Annotated in this window: 15 protein-coding genes; 7 read left to right on the top strand and 8 right to left on the bottom strand. The window is 63.1% G+C overall.

Translation table 11 applies throughout. The annotated features are described in order from the left end of the window. The 3 genes from ABR323_RS16010 to ABR323_RS16000 form a co-directional block, all read right to left on the bottom strand. The gene (locus tag ABR323_RS16010) at positions 1–2,988 is read right to left on the bottom strand and encodes a TonB-dependent receptor plug domain-containing protein (protein ID WP_439450003.1); all 2,988 of its coding nucleotides are present in this window, start codon (positions 2,986–2,988) and stop codon (positions 1–3) included. A 475-nt stretch (positions 2,989–3,463) separates the two neighbouring features. Continuing rightward, positions 3,464–6,271 (bottom strand): TonB-dependent receptor domain-containing protein, encoded by a 2,808-nt coding sequence (locus ABR323_RS16005; protein WP_135274629.1) that lies wholly within the window; start codon positions 6,269–6,271, stop codon positions 3,464–3,466. A gap of 342 nt (positions 6,272–6,613) precedes the next feature. Beyond that, positions 6,614–9,403 carry a TonB-dependent receptor plug domain-containing protein gene (locus tag ABR323_RS16000; protein ID WP_439450002.1) on the bottom strand — a complete coding sequence of 930 codons (2,790 nt, stop codon included), beginning with the start codon at positions 9,401–9,403 and terminating at the stop codon, positions 6,614–6,616. A gap of 216 nt (positions 9,404–9,619) precedes the next feature. Here ABR323_RS16000 and apbC point away from each other — a divergent pair, with 216 nt between their 5' ends. Then, entirely contained in the window at positions 9,620–10,474 is an 855-nt protein-coding gene (gene apbC, locus ABR323_RS15995; RefSeq protein ID WP_135274627.1) for an iron-sulfur cluster carrier protein ApbC, read from the top strand. A 79-nt stretch (positions 10,475–10,553) separates the two neighbouring features. After that, positions 10,554–11,126: a dCTP deaminase gene (gene dcd / locus ABR323_RS15990; RefSeq protein ID WP_012511735.1), complete on the top strand. Its 573-nt coding sequence runs from the start codon at positions 10,554–10,556 to the stop codon at positions 11,124–11,126. A 96-nt stretch (positions 11,127–11,222) separates the two neighbouring features. On the opposite strand, the gene ABR323_RS15985 is transcribed toward dcd, so the two are convergent. From ABR323_RS15985 to ABR323_RS15975, 3 genes are read right to left on the bottom strand one after another with little or no spacing between them, the layout of a single operon-like run. Continuing rightward, entirely contained in the window at positions 11,223–11,390 is a 168-nt protein-coding gene (locus ABR323_RS15985; RefSeq protein WP_005418011.1) for a LiaI-LiaF-like domain-containing protein, read from the bottom strand. A 15-nt stretch (positions 11,391–11,405) separates the two neighbouring features. After that, positions 11,406–11,828 carry an HIT domain-containing protein gene (locus ABR323_RS15980; protein ID WP_135274626.1) on the bottom strand — a complete coding sequence of 141 codons (423 nt, stop codon included), beginning with the start codon at positions 11,826–11,828 and terminating at the stop codon, positions 11,406–11,408. Further along, positions 11,825–12,496: a dienelactone hydrolase family protein gene (locus ABR323_RS15975; protein ID WP_439450001.1), complete on the bottom strand. Its 672-nt coding sequence runs from the start codon at positions 12,494–12,496 to the stop codon at positions 11,825–11,827. The genes ABR323_RS15980 and ABR323_RS15975 overlap by 4 nt, the downstream gene beginning before the upstream one ends. A gap of 573 nt (positions 12,497–13,069) precedes the next feature. On the opposite strand from ABR323_RS15975, the gene ABR323_RS15970 reads away from it, so the two are divergent. The 3 genes from ABR323_RS15970 to ABR323_RS15960 all read left to right on the top strand — a co-directional run bounded on the left by ABR323_RS15970 (position 13,070) and on the right by ABR323_RS15960 (position 17,348). Next, complete coding sequence (locus tag ABR323_RS15970; protein ID WP_135274624.1) at positions 13,070–13,777, top strand: hypothetical protein; 708 nt, start codon at positions 13,070–13,072, stop codon at positions 13,775–13,777. Positions 13,778–15,156: 1,379 nt separating this feature from the next. Continuing rightward, positions 15,157–16,518 carry a 30S ribosomal protein S12 methylthiotransferase RimO gene (rimO, locus tag ABR323_RS15965; protein ID WP_439450000.1) on the top strand — a complete coding sequence of 454 codons (1,362 nt, stop codon included), beginning with the start codon at positions 15,157–15,159 and terminating at the stop codon, positions 16,516–16,518. Continuing rightward, positions 16,515–17,348, top strand: coding sequence for a DUF3025 domain-containing protein (locus ABR323_RS15960; protein WP_439449999.1), 834 nt, complete (start codon positions 16,515–16,517; stop codon positions 17,346–17,348). Before rimO ends, ABR323_RS15960 begins: the two co-directional genes overlap by 4 nt. A 120-nt stretch (positions 17,349–17,468) precedes the next feature. On the opposite strand, the gene greB is transcribed toward ABR323_RS15960, so the two are convergent. Continuing rightward, on the bottom strand, positions 17,469–17,975 hold the full coding sequence (greB, locus tag ABR323_RS15955; protein WP_439449998.1) for a transcription elongation factor GreB: 507 nt from the start codon (positions 17,973–17,975) through the stop codon (positions 17,469–17,471). Between the two features lie 98 nt (positions 17,976–18,073). Continuing rightward, positions 18,074–19,579 (bottom strand): helicase HerA-like domain-containing protein, encoded by a 1,506-nt coding sequence (locus ABR323_RS15950; protein WP_439449997.1) that lies wholly within the window; start codon positions 19,577–19,579, stop codon positions 18,074–18,076. A gap of 122 nt (positions 19,580–19,701) precedes the next feature. On the opposite strand from ABR323_RS15950, the gene ABR323_RS15945 reads away from it, so the two are divergent. Then, positions 19,702–21,306 (top strand): transglycosylase SLT domain-containing protein, encoded by a 1,605-nt coding sequence (locus tag ABR323_RS15945; RefSeq protein WP_071228772.1) that lies wholly within the window; start codon positions 19,702–19,704, stop codon positions 21,304–21,306. A 24-nt stretch (positions 21,307–21,330) separates the two neighbouring features. After that, the gene (locus ABR323_RS15940) at positions 21,331–21,678 is read left to right on the top strand and encodes a ribonuclease E inhibitor RraB (RefSeq protein WP_439449996.1); all 348 of its coding nucleotides are present in this window, start codon (positions 21,331–21,333) and stop codon (positions 21,676–21,678) included. Positions 21,679–21,750 lie beyond the last annotated feature (72 nt).

Here is a 21,750-nt window from a genome sequence, read left to right as displayed (position 1 = left end):
TCAGAACTTGTAGTTGACGCCCATGTACATGAAGCGGCCGACGTTGTCGTAGTACGCCGAGCCCAGGTCCGCGCCGAAGTAGTTGACCGGCGGATCCTTGTCGAACACGTTGTCCACGCCCAGGTACACCTCTACGCCAGAGTCAGCCATTTTGTAGCCGACCTGCATGTTGTGATAGGTGAACGACGGGTTCCAGATCGGGCTCTGCGAACCCGGATTGCTGTTGTAGCTCTCCGGGAACACGCGCAGGTTGCGGTGGATGTACACCATGTCCCAGCTGGCGCGGAAGTTGCCCAGCGTGTACTTGGCGGTGAACTGGCCACGCCAGCGCGGGTTGGTCACGTAGTTCGAACGTTCCTTGTACTCGTTCGGGAAGTCCTGGAACTCCCATTCACGCGATTCCAGCAGGCGGGTGCCGACCAGGCGCAGGTTGGTGTGGCCACCAAACATGCCGAAGTCGTAGTTCATTTCCAGGTCGATGCCGGTACGACGGCTCTTGGCCAGGTTCTCTGCGATCGCAGTCCAGTCGTAGATGCTGTATGCCGGGAACTCGGCACCGTTCGCACCGACCGCACCGCCCACCGGCGCGCGCTTGATGTTGCCGCAGAAGGCGTTGTTGATGCCCCCCGGCGAGTCGACACAGCGGGTTGCCATGGTTTCGGCGGTGACCGCACCGATAGCGTCCTTCAGGGTGATACGCCAGTAGTCGACCGACATGCCGAAGCCTTCGAAGAACTCCGGCTGCCAGACGAAACCAATCGAGGTGGACTCGGCGCGCTCCGGCTTCAAGTTCGGATTGCCGCCGCTGACGCCTGGACGGTTGGCGCTGTAGGAGTCAACCCAGTTTGCAGGAATGCCCAGAGCCGCGCAGTTGGCGGCGCGCAGGGCCGGGTCGCCAGCGGTGCCCGGACGGTTCGAATTGGTGGCGTTGGTGTTGCAGGGGTCGGCGATGGTCGCGAAGTTCTGCGACTGCTCGTCATACAGTTCGCCGATGTTGGGCGCGCGGATGGCCTTGGCCAACGTACCGCGAACGCGCAGTGACGGGATCACTTCCCAGTCCAGGCCAACGTTCCAGGTCTTGGTCGAACCGATGGTGTTGTAGTCCGAATAGCGGCCAGCCAGATCCAGCGACAGGCGGCGGATGCCCGGGATGTCGGCCAGCAGCGGGATGTTGGTTTCGGCGAACACTTCCTTGACGTTGTACGAACCGCCACCGCCGTTGATGGCATTGAGGAAGGTGGCACCAGAGGCTGCCAGCGGATCGGTGCGCTCCTGGCTCTTCTCCTTGCGGTACTCGGCGCCGGCAGCGATGCCGACGTCACCGGCCGGCAGCGAGAACAGCGCGTTGTTGCTCACCGACGCGCTGAACACGGTCTGCTGCAGTTTGCCGAAGTAGTGCGAACGGGTATTGAACCAGTCGGCCGCATTCTGGGGTACCGCGCCATCACCGAAGATGCTGAACGGAATGCAGCCCGAGCCGATCAGGTCGCGGTTGTAAGCGCGGCCACCGGCATTGGCGTTGGTGGCATTCGCATCGCGGTCGACACGGCAGACGATCTTGCCGCTGGGATCGCGGACTGCATCCAGGCCGGCCTGCCAGCGCTCGTTGATGCGGTTGTTGACGTTGACGCGGTTGATCTCGGTCTCGCCATAGTTACCGGAGGCCTCGTAGTTCCAGTTGTCACCGAACATGCCTTCCACGCCGAAGACGAAGCGCTTGGTCTCGCGCTTGACTTCCTCGCCGCGGCGGCCCGCGTCGACGTTGAATCGGGCCATCTGCAGCTGGGTCAGGCCGTTGGCGTCCATCAGGGCGCCCAGCTCGGGGCTGATGAAAGCATTGTCGCGACGGATGCGGATGGTGTTGTCGAAAGCGGGCTGACCGAAGAAGGTCGATTCCGTCTTGGTGTACTTGCCTTCGAAGAAGAGGCGGTGCTTGTCGTTCAGGTCGAAGTGGGCGACGGTGTTGACGCTCAGGCGGTCGAACTTCGGCTGCAGGTCGGCAACGGCGTTCAGATCGGTGAAGTCACAGTTGACGCACGAGGAAGGGCTGACCACTGGTCCATCGAAACGGTTGCGGCTGAAGCTGCCATCCGGATTGAAGTGATAGCGGTACTGGTAGGTGTTGGGTTTGGTGAAATCGAACGTGCCACCGGCTTGGAACGAACCGCCGTAGGAGGTGGAGTAGTTGCCGCCCGGGCGGGCCAGGACGGTCTGCGGGTTGCTCTCGCTCGGCGGCTTGGTGCGATCGAAATTCGGATTGGGCACGGTCACGTCGTAGCGTTTGCCGATCGAGCGGTCGCCGCGGCCGAAACGGTCCTGCTGGCTGTACTCGACCGCCACGGCGACATTGCCTCGGCCGTCAGCGAAGTTGGTGCCCGCAGTAGCCGACACGAAGCCGCGGTTGAAGCCGCCTTCCCCGGCAATGCCCTTCTGTGCGCGGGCCTCGAAGCCCTCGTAGTTCTTCTTCATGATGAAGTTGACCACGCCGGCCACGGCGTCGGCGCCGTAGATGGCCGATGCGCCGCCGGTGATGACTTCAACGCGCTCGATCCACTCCACCGGGATGGTGTTGACGTCGACCGCGGTGCTGCCGGGATTGGCGCCGACATGACGACGGCCATTGACCAGCACCAGGGTACGGTCGTAGCCCATGCCGCGCAGGTCCATCAGGCCCAGGCCGGCGGTACCGATGTAACGGGTGGAGTTGCCGAGGGTGAACGACGGTGCCAGCTGCGGCATCTTGTTCATCAGGTCGCTGATGGTCAGCGCGCCGGTCTGGCGGATTTCTTCGGCGGTGATGGCGGTAACCGGCGAAGATGTCACGAAGCCCGTACGCGCAATGCGCGAGCCGGTCACGCTGACCCGATCAAGATTGACCGGGTCGGAAGAGGTTTCCTGCGCGAAGGCAGGCACCGAGGACGCTGCAAGCAGGCTGACAAGCAGAGCGCTGGTCAGCGGGTGGCGGCCGGGTGTACGGGTCTTGGTCATCGTAGTGGGTCCCCTTGTTGACTGAAGCATGCTGATTCCATTCAGGCGTTACGGCTTTGTTCATGTGTAGGCCTGTGGTTCATAAAACCTAACACGGGCTTAACAAAAAATGGGGGTGAATTTTACTTTATGCGTCCGAAAACGTTGTTTTTTACATAAAACTGCAATGTGGGCAGGCACTTAGTCTCATTTGCAATGTGCCTGTTCAGTCTTTATGAGTTTAAGATGAATGCGGTGCAGGGCCGATCTTGCGCGTGTGAGGTCTACAACCGCCCAAGCCGCTTTACGTCGCCAACAAAGAAAAAACTCCACTTGATGGGCCACTCTGGCCGGCCAGGCTCAACGGCCGATGGCTTGATCATCAGCGGTGGGCAGGGGTGCCCGGCGCGCCGACCGGGGCCCAGGGCGCGTGCCTTTCGCCAGCGCAAAAAAAGCCCCGCCATGGCGGGGCTTTTTCGTTCCAGCGATTGCGGGCTTACTTCACCCCGAACTCGTACTTGGCCTGCACGTAGATCGCACGTCCATAGGCGTTGTACAGATAGTTGTTGTACGGCTGGCCACTGGTGCCGGCAAAGCTGAAGCGCTGGTTGTCCGGCATCTTGTTGAACACGTTGTTGACCATCAGCGACAGGGTCAGATTGTCCAGCGCGCGATAGTTCACGCTCAGGTTGTAGGTGGTGTAGGACCCCCACTTGCCTGCCTTGTAACCGGAGCTGTGGACGTAGTCGTAGCCATTGCCCACGTAGGCCATGTAGTTCGGCGTCCTGCCGATGTAGTTGGCATACAGGGTGGTGGTCCACTTGTCCTTGGCCCAGCCGACCGAACCATCGGCGCGCACCTTGGCGTACGAGTCGTACACCCACATCGCGTACGGGTCACGCAGCAGGTCCAGGAACTCATCGCCCGGCTGCGGCTGCAGTTCGCGCTTGAGCATGTCGGTGTAGTTGCCCGAGAACTGAAGCGAACCGAAGCGGCCCATGTCGTGCACGTACTTGAAGCTGGCGGTCAGCGCTTCCAGGTTCTGGCGGGCGACGTTCATCTTCGGGGTGTAGATCTCGTCCAGCACGCCGGACGCATCGCGGGTGATCCAGTCGTTGACGTTCTGGCAGCTGGCCGAGGTGTTGTTGGCCTGGCCGCCACGGCAGTAGTACTCGGCCAGCAGCAGCTGGTCAGAGCTGAGCGTATCGACCTCGTTCTTGATCTTCCAGTTGTAGTAGTCCACCGACAGCGACAGGTTGTTGATCGGTGCCCACACAACACCTGCGTTCCAGACGTCGGCAGTGATCGGTTCCAGGTCCGGGTTGCCGGCGCGGGTGCCGAATACCGAGACGCTGTCATACGGGCAGCCAGTAGTGTTGGCCGGGTCGTAGCCCAACTGGCCGCAACGGTAGTAATCGGTGGAGCCGTTGGCGTAGTAGCCGCTGCGGCCCTGGAACGCGTCGGACAGGGTCGGAGCGCGGAACGCAGTGCCGTACTTGCCGCGGAACAGCAGGCTCTCGATCGGGCGGAACTCGATGCCGATGCTGTAGGTGGACTTGTCGACGGTGTTGCTGCCGATCTTGAAGGCGTCGTAGCGGCCGGAGCCGGTGACTGTCAGCGTGTCATGCAGCGGCAGACGCAGCTCACCGGTCACGGCGTAGTTGCTGCGGTGGCCGGCACCGGAGACCGCTGTGGTGCCCCAGACGCTGCCATCCATCAGGCCCGGATCGGGGCTGTAGTCCCAGCCTTCGCTGCCACCTTCAACGACCACGGCCAGGCCGGCGTCGCCACCAGGCAGCTTGAACAGCGATCCGTTGGTGACCTGTGCCCGGGCCAGGTTCTGCCAGGTACGGCTTTCGCTGTAGCTATAGCCGGTGAAGCTCTGGAAATCGCCGGACGGCAGCGGCGAGTAGAAGGCTTCCCAGTTCGGGCTGTAGATGTCGTAGCCGGTGCTGGTGGTACCCAGTACCGGACCCAGCACGCGCTGCTCGAAGTAATCGTTGATCGGGTCGTTCCAGCGCACGAAGTTGCGTTCGGTCAGCTTGTACTCGCCGCGGGTGAAGCTGAGGCTGTAGTCCCAGTTGCCGGCCGTGCCGCGTCCGCCCAGCGTCACCTGATAGGCCTTGTTGCGGTCGGTGTTCATGATGTCCTGGTAGCCACCGCCGCCGATGTCCTCCGGAGCGAACACCCGCTGCAGGTTCATGTACTGGCCGCTGGCCTGGTCATAGAAGCGGCCCCAGCCGGACGAGGTGCCCCACCAGGTGTAGCCGGAACCAGTCGCGTATTTGACCTCTTCCAGGCTGTACAGCGCATCGCCGAACAACTGGAAGTTGTCATTCACGTCGAAGGTGGCAGAGCTGTAGATCTGCGCGCTTTCCTTGCCGTTCTTGATGGTCTTGTAGCCGGTGCCATAGGTCGAGCCACATGCCTGGCCGGTGGGCCGGGTGCCGAGCACCGTGGTGCCATCGAACTGCCCGGCCACATTGGCGCACAGGTTCGGGTCCATCATCGCGTAACGATTGTTGTTGGCCGGCAACAGCACCAGGAAATCGTTGGAGACGTACTGCGGGCTGTAGCCGTCGGGATTGTTGACCTTGGTCAGGTCGCGCTGGTAACCCCAGATCGGGCTGGTCTTCTCATACTGCACGTTGACCAGCGCATGGAAGCGATCATCCACGCCATTGAAGCCACGGGCGCCGCTGAGGCGGAAGCTGTCACCGCCGCCTTCACTGTAGGCGCCACCACGTACGTTGAGGACGCCACCATCCATGCGTTCCTTGAGGATGATGTTGACCACGCCAGCGATCGCGTCCGAGCCATACAGAGAGGACTGACCGCCCGGCAGGATCTCGATGCGCTCGACGATGTCGATCGGGATGCCGCTGATGTTGTTGAACGTATCGCCGCCGTTGTACAGCGCCGGATACGAAAGCATCGGGCGGCCATTGATCAGGTATTTGGTATAGCCCGGGCTGAGGCCGAACATGCCGGCCGCTTCGGCGCCCTGGGTGAACGAAGCCGAGGTCTGGCCGCCCTGCAGGCCACCAGTGGACAGTGAGGACTGCTGCAGTACGTCGGCGACGCTGGTGAAACCGCGGGTCTGGATGTCCTCGGCGGTCACGGTCAGGACCGGCGTGTGGTTCTCGATCTCGGTCTGCGGAATCAACGAACCGGTGACGGTCACGCGGTCGAGCTGGGTCGGCGCGTTGCCACTCTGTGCAAGGGCGGTGCCCGAGGCGAGGAGGGTGCCGAGCAGGGCAAGGGTGAGTGGGTGGCGCGAGAGTGTGGAACGATGGCGAGACATGGTGAATCCCCGTAGTGAGCAATGTCTTGGCGACCAGCCTCCCTGCCGTCTTAACGATCTGTTCAGTTGCACTCCATTCAGTTTGACCGTAACACGCGATTAACGTTACGAACACGCAACTGTCATGTCGTCAAGCCGGCTTTCGATTGAAAAATGCCCGAAAATCAATGATTAGCGACAATTATTTTGGTGTGTTTCAAAACATGCCGGTGTGCGGGACATCTTGTCGTAGTGCGTTCGAGGCGTCCGCATCAAGCGTTTACCGGCGCCTTCCGGGTTCCAAAAAAAAGGCCCCGCCGAAGCGGGGCCTGGTCCAGACACGGAGTCCGGAAAACGACGGGATCAGAAGTTGTATTTGGCCTGGGCCGAGATCTGGCGGCCGTAGACGCTGTAGAAGCCGTCATTGAACGGGGTCGATTCGTTGCCCGGGTAGTTGTAGCGCTGGCCTTCCGGCAGCTTGTTGAACACGTTGTTGACCATCAGCGACAGGACCAGATCTTCCTGTGCCTGGTAGTTCATGCTCAGGTTGTACGTGGTGTACGAACCCCACTTGCCGGCCTTGGCGCCGGAGGAGTGGACGTAGCCGTAGCTGCGGCCGGTGTAGGCCAGGTAGTTCGGGGTGCTGCCCACGTAGTTGGCGTACACCGTGGTGGTGAACTTGGCGATGTTCCAGGCCACCGACAGATCGCCGCGGACCTTGGCGAAGTTGTCGTAGTACCACATGTTGTACGGGTCGCTCAGCAGGTCCAGCTTGGCGGCACCCGGCATCGGCTGCACTTCACGCTTCAGCATGTTGGTGTAGTTGCCGGAGAACATCAGCGAGCCGAAGCGGCCGATATCCTGCTGGTACTTGGCCGCCACGGTCACCGCTTCCAGGTTCTGGCTGGCAACGTTGAGCTTCGGCGTGTACACGCGGGTCAGGTTGCCACCGGCATCGCGGGACACCCAGTTGGTCACGTCGCCGCAGCTGGCCGAGGTGTTGTTCGGCAGGCCGTTGTGGCACTGGTACTCGGCCAGCAGCAGCTGGTCGGAGCTCAGGGTCTTGACCTCGTTCTTGATCTTCCAGTTGTAGTAGTCGGCCGACAGCGAGAAGTTGCTGACCGGGGCCCACACCACACCTGCGCTCCACACATCGGCGGTGATCGGCTTCAGGTCCGGGTTGCCGGACTTTTCGCTGTACACCGAAGTGTTCTTGTAGAACGAGCAGGCCTCGTCACGCAGGCCGTAGCCCAGCTGGCTGCAGCGGTAGTAATCGTTCTGGCCGGACGAGTACGAACCGCTCATGCCCTGGAAGGCATCGGACAGGGTCGGCGCGCGGAACGCGGTGCCGTACTTGCCGCGCAGCAGCAGGCTCTCGATCGGGCGGAATTCCAGACCGATGCTGTAGGTGGCCTTGTCGACGGTCTTGTCGGCGATCTTGAAGGCGTCATAGCGGCCCGACGCGCTGACGGTCAGCTTGTCGTGCAGCGGCATGCGCAGCTCGCTGGTGACCGCGTAGTTGCTGCGGTGGCCGGCACCGGCGACGGCGGTGGCGCCCCACACGTTGCCATCGACGAATGCCTGGTCCGGCGAGTAGTCCCAGCCTTCGCTGCCACCTTCCAGCACCACGGCCAGGCCGGCGTCGCCGCCCGGCAGGCTGAACAGCGAGCCGTTGGTCACCTGCACGCGGCCCAGGTTCTGCCAGGTCTTGCTGCGGTGGGTGCCGTAGCCGGTGAAGCTGGCGAACTGGTCCTGGGTGATCGGCGAATAGAACGCGGCGTAGTTCGGGTTGTAGATACCGAAGCCATCAGCCGAGGTGCCCAGGCGCGGGCCCAGCACGGTCTGGCCGAAGAAGTCTTCGATCTTGTCCTTCCAGCGCACGAAGCGGTTCTGGTCCAGACGGTACTCGCCGCGGGTGAAGCTGGCGCTGTAGTCCCAATCGCCGACCATGCCCTTGCCGCCCAGGGTGACCTGGTAGGCGCGGCTCTCATCGGAGTTGAGGATGTTGTTGTAGCCGCCCGCACCGATTTCTTCCGGCGCGAAGGCACGCTGCAGGTTCACAACCTTGTTCAGGCCCTGGTCGTAGAAGCCGCCCATGACCGACTTGGTGCCCCACCACAGGGCGCTGGAGCCGGAGGTGAACTCGGTCTTTTCCTTGCTGTACAGCACGTCGGCGAACAGCTGGAAGTTGTCGTTCACGTCGAAGGTCATCGACGAGTAGAACTGGCCGCTGTTCTTGCCGTTCTTCAGGGTCTTGTAGCCGGCGCTGTACACCGAACCGCAGGACTCGCCCGACGCGCGCTGGCCGACAACAGTGGTGCCGTCGTACAGGCCGGCGACATTGGCGCAGCGGCTCGGGTCCATCATCAACAGCTTGTTGTCGGCGTTGGTGATGACGGCGAAGTCGTTCGACGGCACCTGTGCGGTGTAGCCGACCGGATTGTTCTGGCGGGTGATGTCGCGCTGGTAGCCCCAGATCGGGCTGCCGTTCTCGATCTGCACGTTGAACAGTGCATGGAAGCGGTCGTCGAACGCGTTGAAGCCCTTGGCGGCGCTGAAGCGGATGTTGCTGCCGCCACCTTCGGTATAGGTGCCGCCACGGACGGTCATGGTGCCGCCGTCCATGCGCTCCTTCAGGATGATGTTGACCACACCGGCGATCGCGTCCGAACCGTACAGCGACGACTGGCCGCCCGGCAGCACTTCGATGCGCTCGACGATGTCGATCGGAATGCCGCTGATGTTGTTGAAGGTTTCGCTACCGTTGTACAGCGCCGGATACGAGAGCATCGGGCGGCCGTTGATCAGGTACTTGGTGTAGCCCGGGTTCAGGCCGAACATGCCGGCCGCTTCAGCGCCCTGGGTGAACGAACCCGAGGTCTGGCCGCCCTGCAGGCCGCCGGTGGTCAGCGACGACTGCTGCAGCACTTCAGCAACACTGCTGAAGCCGCGGGTCTGGATGTCTTGTGCGGTGATGGACATCACCGGAGTCTGCGTTTCAACCTGGGTCTGCGGGATCAGCGAACCGGTAACGGTGATCTTGTCCAGGTTGGTCGCCTTGTCCTGGGCCATTGCCGGAGCGGCGGCCATCAGAGCGGAAATCAGGGCGACGGCGAGCGTGTTGCGACGTGCGGTGTTGCTTGCGTATTTCATGTAGTTCCAATGGAGAGCAAAAACAAAAGCGGCACTGCGCATGCGCCATCGCGCGGTGCTGGAAATGTCCAGCTCCGCAGCCCAAAACAGTGCTCATCGAACGTAACATGAACTTAACAATCTGTGCACGAATCTGTAGCAATTGTGAATTTCAGTCAGGCTGCGTCCAGCTTGTATGATGATCAGTTATTCCCCCTGATCCCGCCGGTGCTCGTTGTGAACAGTTCTCCCCGCCGTCCCCATGTCAGCCAGGTCCAGAAGGGACTTACGCCGCATGCCCGCATCCGCAATGTGATCGCGGTTGGTTCGGGCAAGGGTGGCGTCGGCAAGTCGACCACGGCGGTCAATCTGGCCGTGGCGCTGCAGCAGCTCGGTGCACGCGTGGGCGTGCTCGATGCGGACATCTACGGTCCGAGCGTGCCGGCCATGCTCGGCCTGTCCGGTCGTCCGGAAAGCCCGGACAACAAGAGCATCGAACCCCTGCGCGCATTCGGAGTGGACACCATGTCGATCGGCTATCTGATCGAAGAGGACACGCCGATGATCTGGCGGGGGCCGATGGCCACCTCGGCGATGACCCAGCTGTTCAACGACACCCTGTGGGACGATCTGGACTTCCTGCTGATCGACCTGCCGCCGGGTACCGGTGACATCCAGTTGACCCTGACCCAGAAGATTCCATTGGCCGGCGCGGTGATTGTCACCACGCCGCAGGACATCGCCACGCTGGATGCGAAGAAGGCGCTGAAGATGTTCGAGAAGGTTGAAGTGCCGGTGCTGGGCATTGTCGAGAACATGGCCGTGCATACCTGCAGCAACTGCGGTCATGTCGAGCACCTGTTCGGGGAGGGCGGTGGTGAGCGCATGGCCGCGCAGTACGGGGTGCCGCTGCTGGGCTCGCTGCCGCTGCAGATCGGCATCCGTGAACAGGGCGATGCCGGTACTCCGATCACCGTGGCGCAGCCGGATTCGGTGCCGGCGCAGGCCTATCGCCATGCCGCGCAGCGTCTGATCGAGGAAGTGGGCAAGCGCCCGCGGGCCTCGATCCCGATCCTGTCGTCGCTGCTGTGAATGCCGGGGCAGGGGCCGGCGGCGATGCCCGGGCCCCTGCTAGAATCCTCGCGCCCCCTCGTATTTCCCAGGACAGAGCATGAGCATCAAGAGTGACCGTTGGATCCGCCGCATGTCCGAGCAGCACGGCATGATCGAGCCGTTCGAGGCAGGGCAGGTCAAGCAGGCCAACGGCGAGCGCATCGTCAGCTACGGCACCTCCAGCTACGGCTATGACGTGCGCTGTTCGCGCGAGTTCAAGGTGTTCACCAACATCAACTCGACGATCGTCGACCCCAAGCACTTCGATCCGGGCAGCTTCGTCGATATCGTCGGTGACGAATGCATCATCCCGCCGAACAGCTTCGCGCTGGCGCGTACCGTCGAGTATTTCCGCATTCCGCGCGACACCCTGGTGGTGTGCCTGGGCAAGAGCACCTACGCGCGCTGCGGCATCATCGTCAACGTGACTCCGCTGGAGCCGGAATGGGAAGGTCACGTCACCCTGGAATTCAGCAACACCACGCCGCTGCCGGCGCGCATCTACGCCAACGAAGGCGTGGCACAGATGCTGTTCTTCCAGGCCGCGGCCGATGACGTCTGCGAGACGTCGTACCGCGATCGTGGCGGCAAGTACCAGGGCCAGACCGGCGTGACTCTGCCGCGGACCTGACCGGCGCGCCATCGCATGACGAAAACGCCGGGCATGCCCGGCGTTTTCATGGGTGCGGCAGCACGCTGCGCTCGCCAGGCATGGCCCGGCGCTGCCTTATTTCCCGCGACCGAACAGCATCGCGATGCCGACACCCACCAGTGCCACCGGCCACCAGGTCAGCAGCAGCTTGGACAGGTTCAGGTGCGTCCAGCCCAGGTTGCTGGCGAGCATGAACAGGCCGATCAGGATCAGCAGGACGGCGGCAACGAGGTTGAATCGCATCGGGTCGGCAAACGCTCAGGACTGGGCTGGATATCCTAGCCGTTCCTTCCAGTAGGCGACATGCTGGTCCAGCGCCCCCGGCTCGTAGCGGTGCGCGGGGCCGCTGCCCCAGACCGGGCCCGGCCAGGCCGGATCACCGTCATGGCGGCCAATCACGTGGAAGTGCAGCTGGCGCACGATGTTGCCCAGCGCACCGATATTGATCTTCTCCACCCCGTCGGAGCCCTTCAGGGCCTTGCAGGCGCGGTTGAGCTCGGTGCGCAGCTTGTCCTGCTGCTCGCCGTCCAGCTCGATCCACTCGGTCACCCCCGCCAGGCGCGGTACCAGCACCAGCCAGGGGAATCGTTCGTCGTTCATCAGCCGCACTTGCGACAACGGTCCTTCCGCCACCAGCACGCTGTCGGTGGCCAGACGTGAATCGAGTTCGAAATCGCTCATCCAAGATGCTCCGAGAAGAAGTCCAGGGTGCGTTGCAGCGCCAGGGTGGCGCTGTCTGGATCATACGCATGTCCGACCTCCCGGTTGAAGGCGTGATCGGCCGGATAGACGTAGGTCGCCATCTGCGGCAGCTTCTGGCGATGGGCCTGGATGGCGTCCGGCGGGATGCTCTTGTCCTGGGCGCCGAAGTGGAAGATCACCGGAGCCTTGGGCGTCTCATCCAGGAACTGGACGTTGCGCGCGCCGTAGTAGCTGACCGAGGGCAGGCCCAGGCGGACGGCCGACAGCAGTGCCACCGTTCCGCCCCAGCAGTAACCGACCGTACCGACCTTGCCGTAGGGGGCCAGCCGGGTTGCTGCGGCACGGACGATCTCCAGTGCTTTTTCCATGCCCAGCGCACTGACCCGTTCCAGGCCCTGCTTCACGCCTTCGGCGTCATAGGGCAGGGCGTCCGGATCGGCGTCGGCGCCATCGACCAGGTCGAAGAACGACGGCGCCAGCACTGCATAGCCTTCGGCGGCGAAGCGCTCGGCCACGCCACGGATATGCGGGTTGGCGCCGAAGATTTCCTGCACCACCACCAGCCCGCCACGCGGGGTACCCTCGGGCAGGGCCAGCCAGGCGCGTACCGGGCCGTGGTGCGTATCCAGGGTGATCCACTCGGCCATCGTCTTCTACCTCGTTGCGGGGAACAGGGCTGCATTGTCGGTGCTGCGCCGGTTAGCGTGGTGTCAGCGGCTGTGCCCGATCGGGCGGCTGATCATTCAGGGGTACTGGCGCCCTTTCAGGCCCGGCCCCCTGGAACCCCTTCCACGACGGCAGGGCCCAGGCCCCCAGAGTCCCGCGATTCCATGTCCCAGCTGAACCCCAACGTCGGCTTCGTCAGCCTTGGCTGCCCGAAGTCGTGGTGAAATAGACTCTCGGGCTAAGCCGCTTAGGCTGTTGCAATGGATCGAGCGCCGATGATCGATGCGACACATGTGTTGATTTCTTCTGCGAGAACCAATTGTTCTTGGGTATGAAATTTCTGATGCAAGTTCAATGCAAAGGCTAATTGGTCGGCTAGAAGGAATGGCGACACTAATAGATTTATTGGCTGTTTCAAATGGCGACCTGTGTCCAGAATCACATTGTGGATTCAATGAATAGCCGCATGGCTCGACCTATTGAAAATCGTAACTTGACACGCTTGTGGAGTGGGGCGTAGAAGGCACGGACGTCTGATAAATGGAGTTTAATAGATGAAGATCCAGAAAGGAATTCGCGTTCTGTGTGCGCTGATGGCGGCAACAATCCCCACCTTGGCTTTGGCCAATCAGCCAACGTATCAAGACCGCCAGATGGCGTCATCAGATGGCAAGCAATGGGTTGAACGGACTGTGCGTCTATCCGACTTCAACGGCGGAGAAGTGATTGTCCAAGTGCGCCTTTTCAAAGATGGAAAGGGCGGCTACGTGTATCGCTATAATGACCAAACTGAAGCGACGAAGATCTATCATCAGGCTACCTGTGAGGTAACGAACTCGAAAGCCCGGCATGGTGAGACGGTGATATCTGGCGAGTCGGCAGTGGTTGGCTGGTCTTGTGAAGGTGAGTCAGATCCCGCTACGGAACTAAAGCCAGCCGCCAGCGACATGGTGCAGCCCAAAGCGGGATACTACGTATTCGCATTGGCGCCTAGTGGCAGTGCGCCAATCGGCGTCAATTTTAACTCGGTAGGTACTGCTCGCTTTCAGAGTTCCCTGGCAGGGAAATCTACCGGGGCACTCTCTCTTGATAACGGGCGTTGCACGACGTCCGCTAGTGATGAATACGCCGGCCCATTCACGGGTACTTATACTCTTCAAGTCGTATGTATTGGTGTAAGGCGGGGAGTTATCCCGACTGCTATGTCGGCATGCATCCCGCGGGTGTGCTCAACAAACAATGGAGCGGTCAACGTCTATTGATGCTCTGTACTTGATGAGCTCGCTCTAGCAATTTGCGGTTCCGCTCAAGTGCCAGACTCCGCCAAGATGGCGGGCTCCTTCAAGCCGCGGAAGGGCGGGTGCTGATCAACCGCTGGCAGTGCTTATGCGCAGGCGCTGGATGCGCCTGCGTTTTCAAAGGCCGCCTATGTCAGGATGCTCAAGTGCTCTCAGATGCCGAATGGTATCTGAAATATACTTTGAGGCATCCTGAATGTTACTCGTGCCGCAGCTCGGTAATAGATAGAATCCTTTTTCTAAGGAGGGCTATCGATGAGCCAGCAGTTGATGCAGTTGAACGACCATATGACCGATTGGCTGCGGGACGAGCGGCTTCGAATTGGCGAGCGTGTAACTTTCGCTGAGGTGATGGCGGAGTTTAGGCTTCCGCCGGCAATGCGCGGCGGGAGCAGCGGACTGCTAGGCGTATGGGTCGAATGTGGATTTCTGAGAAGGTGTGGAGCGCAGGACCAATTTACACAGCCTGGCTACGACGCGCTCTAACCAGAGGCAATCGAAAAATCGGAACGTGTCGGTAGGGGGCATGTATCGATTTATGCGTGACAACGGCTTCGAGTAGGGGATTTTTTCTAACTCAGAAGGTATGTGGCGCTAAGTCGTGCTGCACTCAACCCTAAGCAGCAGGATGTGCTGGGGGTCGTGATCGAGGACCTCTTGAATGAGGGCCAGCTTCTGGTCAACTGTAGGCCTTCTTCGGCAAGGGTGCGCATGATCCTGACCGCCCCGTGGCTGTCCCTGAACATCCGGATGGCCAGCTTTGCCGCCTCGGCTCGCTTGGCACGAGCTGAAACGTCTTGGTCTCCGGGTCCAGCAAGGGTCCTTGCTGTTCCGGATGACGCCGCGCCAGGTCATTCTGCCATCCCTTGCATTGCGGTGGATGGCAGCGCGAACGCGTTTGCTCTTGGTGTCCGACTCCTCATGGGCACGGATCATCACCAGCAGGCTGTAGGCCGGTCCATAGGCCGCGCCCTTGAGCCAAGCGCGGTTGCAATCGCGGCCGTCGCCGGCGGTTGCCATCGTGATCCCGGCATTGACGATCTAGGTCGACCGCGCTGAATGGGCTCAGCGGGGCTCAGACGATCGAGATGTTCAGCGATCAGGACGGAGCCGGCGGGGATGCGGCCATCATTGATAGTGGCCAGGAAAGCGTCCAACTCGCCCTTCGTTGCATATCGCTGGTGGTGGGTCGAGGAGACCCTCATTTTGCATGGAGGGGCCGCGTCGAGGGCCATTCAGAGCGCGGCCGCCAACCCCGGTATACTGGCGCCCTTTCAGGCCCCGGCCCCCAGGAACCCCTGCCACGACGGCAGGGGCCCAGGCCCCCAGAGTCCCGCGATTCCATGTCCCAGCTGAACCCCAAAGTCGGCTTCGTCAGCCTTGGCTGCCCGAAGGCTCTTGTCGATTCCGAGCGCATCCTCACCCAGTTGCGGTCTGAGGGATACGACATCGTCCCGTCCTACGATTCGGCCGATGTGGTGGTGGTCAACACCTGCGGCTTCATCGATTCGGCGGTGACCGAATCGCTGGATGCCATCGGCGAGGCGATGAACCAGAACGGCAAGGTCATCGTCACTGGCTGCCTGGGCAAGCGCCCGGAGCAGATCCGCGAGGCCTACCCGAACGTGCTGGCGGTGTCCGGCCCGCAGGACTACCAGAGCGTGATGGAAGCGGTGCACGCTGCGCTGCCGCCCAAGCACGATCCGTTCGTGGACCTGGTGCCCGACTACGGCATCAAGCTGACCCCGCGCCACTACGCTTACCTGAAAATTTCCGAAGGCTGCAACCACAAGTGCAGCTTCTGCATCATCCCGTCGATGCGCGGCAAGCTGGTCTCGCGCCCGGTGGATGAAGTGCTGCGCGAAGCCGAGCGCCTGGTACGTGGCGGCGTGCGCGAATTGCTGGTGGTGTCGCAGGACACTTCGGCCTACGGCGTGGATGTGAAATACGCCGAGAAGATGTGGCGCGACAAGGCCTACCAGACCCGCCTGAAGGCACTGTGCGAAGGCTTGTCCGAACTCGATGCCTGGGTGCGCATGCACTACGTCTACCCGTACCCGCACGTGGACGAGGTGGTGCCGCTGATGGCCGAGAACCGCATCCTGCCGTACCTGGACATCCCGTTCCAGCACGCCAGCCCGCGCATCCTGCGCCTGATGAAGCGCCCCGGTGCGGTCGAGAAGACCCTGGAGCGCGTGCAGAACTGGCGCCGTATCGCGCCGGACATCACCGTGCGCTCGACCTTCATCGTCGGTTTTCCGGGCGAGACTGAGGCCGAATTCGAGGAACTGCTGTCGTTCCTCGACGAAGCGCAGCTGGACCGGGTGGGCGCGTTCGCCTATTCGCCGGTTGAAGGTGCCACCGCCAACGATCTGCCCGATGCAGTGCCGGAAGAGGTGAAGCAGGAGCGCCTGGCCCGCTTCATGGAAAAGCAGGCGCAGATTTCCGCTGCGCGGCTGGAGGCCAAGATCGGCACCGTGCAGCAGTGCCTGGTCGATGCCATCGAAGGCGATATCGCCGTAGCCCGCTCCAAGGCCGATGCACCGGAGATCGACGGTCTGGTGCACATCCAGAATGCCGACCAGGTGCCGCTGCGCGTGGGTGAGTTCGTCGACGTGGAGATCACCGAGAGCGACGAGCACGACCTGTACGGTGACGCGCTGCCGTCTGCGGCCCGCCCGGTGCTCGACCTCAAGGTGCTGTGACCGCAGCGACGACCGCCGCCGGTGACGGCAGCGGTGTCCGCCGCTTCGTGCCGCCGCCGCGTGCGGCGGTCGATCCGCAGGTGTTCGCGCACCCGGTGTTCGCCGGATTGCGCGACGTCCATGATCTGCTGGCCAGCCCCGAGTGGCCGTCCATTGCAGCGCTTGAGACACGCCTCGCGCTGCCAGGTAAGCATCTGGTCGAGCAGGATGCCACGCTGCTGGCCGACGGCCTGCACTACGAAGCCCGCATCGCACAGGGACGCATCGCCACCCGCGCCGACAACTGGCATGACCTGTTCAATGCACTGGTATGGGCCCGTTACCCGCAGCTCAAGCAGGCGCTCAATGTGCAGCAGTGCAGGCATATGGCATCCATGCCGCCGGGCCAGCGCAACCGTGCGCAGGCCGCGTTGACCCAGTTCGACGAAACCGGCGTGATCGTGCGCGTGCGCAATCACACGTTGCTGGCTGCCTGGGATGTGCACGACTGGCATGCACTGTTTGAATCGAGATATTGGCTCAGCGGCGACATCGCCGTCGCTGCGGTATTCGGGCACGCACTGATGGAGCAGGCGCTGCTGCCGGATCGTCGGCTGGTGGGCAAGTGCGTGGTGGTGCAGGGGGATGGCGATGAGGTCTGCGTTGATGCGGTGACTGTGGCCATCGCCGAGGGCAGGGCAGTCACCGATCCCTTGCAGCTGCGTCCGCTGCCGTTGGCTGGAATCGCGGGTTGGCATAAGGGACAGGACGCTGCCTTCTACGCAGATGCTGACTATTTCCGCCCGCTGCGCGCCGGCCGCCAGTACCCGATGCCGCTGTTGCTTCTGTAGAGTCGAGCCATGCTCGACTGCGTGGCTCATCAGCCGAGCGTGGGCTCGGCTCTACAGTGACAGCGAAGTCGAGCGTGGGCTCGCCTTTACATTGACAGCGAAGTCGAGCATGGCTCGACGCTACACAGGCTCGTATTCGACGCCGATCACCGCAAAAGTGTGCGGCCCGCTCGGCAGTTCCACCGAGAATTCGTCATCCAACCGCTTCTTCAGCAGTGCCCGCGCCAGCGGTGAGTCGATGCTGATCCAGCCCAGGCCTGCGTCGGTCTCATCCGGGCCGACAATGCGATAGCGGCTGGCCTCCCCGCTGTCCACGTTCTCCAGATCCACCCACGCGCCGAAGAACACCGCCTGCGGATCGGTCGGCGTGGTGTCGACCACGCGCAGCGATTCCAGCCGTTTGGTCAGGTAGCGTACGCGGCGGTCGATCTCACCCAGCTGCTTCTTGCGGTAGGTGTACTCGGCATTCTCCGAGCGGTCACCCTCTGCGGCGGCGGCGGCCAGCGCCTTCACTACTTCCGGGCGTCGTACGCGCCACAGGTCATCCAGTTCAGCCTTCAACCGGGCATGGCCGGAGGCGGTGATCAGGGCGGTACTCTTCTCTGCAGGGGGGCGCCAACGGGACATGCAATACGACTTCTTTTCGAGAGAGGGAGCGATAGAGGGAGTGCGGTCGGATCCCTTTCCAGCGGAAAGGGCTCTGACCCCGGCAGCGGCAGATCACATCAACGCTTGCCGCCGAAAATCCCGCCCAGAATGCCGCGCACGATCTGGTTGCCCAACTTGGTGCCGACCGTGCGCGTGGTCTGCTTGGCCATGGTCTCGATCATGCCCTGGCGGCGCTTGGTGCCGAAGATCGCGTCCTTGATCGACTGGCCGAAGCCACCTTCCTGCGCCTCGTCCTGCTCACGGCTGCGGGCCGCGGGGGCCTCTGCTTTCTCAACCGCCTTCTGCGCACGTTGTGCCAGCAGTTCGGCCGCCGATTCGCGGTTGATCGCGGTATCGTAGCGGGCACCGACCGGGCTTCCCGCACGTACCTGTGCACGTTCGGCGTCGGTGATCGGCCCCATCCGGCAGCGGGGCGGCGCGATCATCGTCTGCTGCACCGGCATCGGTACCCCCTTGTCCTGCAGGGTGGATACCAGCGCTTCACCGGTGCCGAGCTGGCTCAGTACCTTCACCACGTCCAGTTTCGGATTGGGTACGAAGGTTTCGGCCGCGGTCTTCACCGCCTTCTGGTCGCGCGGGGTGAACGCACGCAGCGCGTGCTGCACGCGGTTGCCCAGCTGACCGAGGATGTTGCCCGGCACGTCGTCCGGGAACTGCGAGCAGAAGTACACGCCTACGCCCTTGGAGCGGATCAGGCGCACCACCTGCTCGATGCGCTGTACCAACGACGGCGGTGCATCGTCGAACAACAGGTGGGCCTCGTCGAAGATGAAGACCAGCTTCGGCTTGTCCAGGTCACCCACCTCCGGCAACTGCTCGAACAGCTCCGACAGCAGCCACAGCAGGAAGGTGGAATACAGCTTCGGCTTGAGCACCAGCTGGTCGGCGGCGAGGATGCCGATCACGCCGCGGCCGTCGTGATTGACCCGCATGATGTCGGCCAGTTCCAGGGCCGGCTCACCGAAGAAGTTCTCGCCGCCATCCTGCGCCAGGCGCAGCACCGATCGCTGGATCGCAGCGATGGACTGCGCGCTGACCAGGCCGTACTCGGTGGAGATGTCCTTGCGCTCCTCGGCCACCAGCCCAAGCAGGGCGCGCAGATCGTCCATGTCCAGCAGCAGCAGGCCACGGTCGTCGGCCAGCTTGAAGACGATGTCGAGCACGCCGGCCTGGGTATCGTTCAACTCGAGGATGCGCGCCAGCAGGGTCGGGCCCATCTCGCTCACCGTGGTGCGCACCGGGTGGCCGAGCTTGCCGTACAGGTCCCAGAAAATGGTGGGGCTGGCGGCCGGCGCATAGTCGGCCACGCCGATCTCGGCGGCACGCGCCAGCAGGTTCTCGGCACCGGTGCCGGGCACGGCCAGACCGGACACATCGCCCTTCACATCGGCCAGGAACACCGGCACGCCCAGCCGCGAGAAGCCCTCGGCCAGGGTCATCAGGGTCACCGTCTTGCCGGTGCCAGTAGCGCCGGCCACCAGACCGTGACGGTTGCCCAGTTTCGGCAGCAGGGTGACGGCAACATCGTCGGTGATGCCTTTGCCGAGCAGAATCGGATCCATGGTCCAGCCCTTGTGGTGAATAGCCCAATGTTAACCGCCGGCGGTGACGGTCCGAAGGTCCGCTTGCCCGGACCTTGGCGGCGCCGCTACTCTGCCTGCCTGTTTCGCACACAGTGCCATCAATGCCCGTTCCTGTCCTGATTTCCCGCGGTTGGCCGCTGCTGGCCCTGGCCGGCCTGGTTTCCCTGGCACCCGATGCCCATGCACAGCGGGTCTCGGCCCGGGACAAGGTGAAGGTGGATGCGCTGCAGCAGCGCATGACCGCCGCCGAGAAGCGCTACAGCGATGCGCTGCTGCTGGTCGCCAATGCTGACCCGAAAGGCAGCAACGAGGCCGACGCCGCGCTGGAGGACATGGAAGATGTCCTCAACGACTGCGTGAAGCAGAAGGGCTGCCAGATGGGCACCCTGCTGGCCAGCTACAAGCGCCTGCTCAAGCACGATGCCGATGCTGCTGCCAGTGATGATGTGGCCGATGAAGGTGGCGACCGACTGGAAGCCGACCCCGACCATATCGGCCCGCTCACTGCTGACGTGCCCGAGGCCGCCCGCGCGGCCGCACTGCTGAACGACAAGCGGCACGCCTTCGACACCATGGTCGAGTACAACCCGGCGGTGCAGGCCGGTATCCGCCGTTGGCTGACCGACATGCGCCCGGCGCTGCTGACCAGCTACGAGAACTACCAGAACCTGCGTGCGGTGATGTGGCCGGAGTGGGAGAAGCGTGGCCTGCCCGAGGCGCTGCTGTTCGGCATCATGGCCAAGGAATCCAACGGCCGCGTGCATGCGTCCTCGCGCGCCGGCGCCGCCGGCCTGATGCAGTTCATGCCGGCCACCGGCCGCCGCTTCGGCCTCGGCCCGGACGGCACCGGCTTCGATACCCGCTTCGACGCGCGCAGCGCCGCCGAGGCCAGTGCCAGCTACCTCAACGAGCGCCTGCGCGAACTGAACAACAACGTGGAAATGTCGGTGGCCGCCTACAACGGTGGCGAAGGCCGTGCCGCACGCGTGTTCAAGCAGAGCGGTGGCCAGAGCTTCTGGACCGACAGCGTCTACAACCAGTTCCCTGGTGAGACCAAGGACTACGTGCCGATGGTGATCGCCGCGGCCTGGATCTTCCTGCACCCGCAGCAGTACGGCGTGGAACTGCCGAAGATCAGTGCGCAGCCCGCCACGCTGCGCCTGGCCAAGTCCACCACCATCTACGAACTGACCATCTGCCTGGGCAGCCATGGCACCCGCGATGGCTACATGCGCGCGCTGCGAAACCTCAACCCGCGCTATGAAGCCGATGGCTGGATTCCGGCCGGTACGCTGATCAACGCCACCACCCGCATCGCCGGCCTGTACCAGCGCAACTGCGTCAGTGGCCCGCGTGCCGACCTCGCCCGCACGCTGATCACCGCCGATCTGAACGCGGCGATCAAGCGCCCGACCGCGGCCAGCTACACCGGCAGCGTGGCCGTGGGTGGCGTGGTGCCGGTGGCCGATGCCGCCGCGTCCACCAGTGTGCCGACTACGCCCGTCGCTCCGGTGGCCACACCGCGCCCGGCGGCGCGGCCGAAGCCGGTGCGCAGCCACAAGGTGGGCCGGGGTGAGACCCTGGGCGCCATTGCCGCGAAGTTCCAGTGCGACGTGCCGACCCTGGCCCGCGCCAACGGCCTGAAGGCCCCGGCCTACAGCCTGCGCCACGGCCAGACGCTGAAGCTGCAGGGCTGCGACAAGTAATCCCCCACGACCCCTGGAACCCGCATGGACCTCGAAGACACCCGCAACCTGTTCGCCAACCTCCGCGAAAACACCGACTGGGACATCAACGGTCCGTTGCTGTGGGGGTATTTCTTCGTCCACTCCACGGCCGAGCCGTTGCAGGCGCTGGCGGATCATCTGCAGGCGCAGGGCTACAGCTTCGTTGAACTGTTCGAGCAGGAGCCGGAAGAAGGCGGGGCGCCGTTCCATGTGCTGCATGTGGAGCGCGTGGAAATCCACGACGAAGCGTCGCTGGACCGCCGCAACCAGGAGTTCGCTGCCCTGGCCGCGGAAAAGGGCGTGGAAGACTACGACGGCATGGACGTCGGCCCGGCCCCGGCCCTGCAGTAGGGCGTGTACCGGTAGTGCCGGCCGCTGGCCGGCAATGCTCGACGCGTTGGATCAACGGAGATGCCGGCCAGC

It is taken from the genome of Stenotrophomonas sp. ATs4 (genome assembly GCF_051861585.1).
Classification (GTDB): domain Bacteria; phylum Pseudomonadota; class Gammaproteobacteria; order Xanthomonadales; family Xanthomonadaceae; genus Stenotrophomonas; species Stenotrophomonas maltophilia_AS.
The sequence above is the reverse complement of the archived record's forward strand: the minus strand, read 5'-3'. Positions and strand labels throughout refer to the sequence as shown.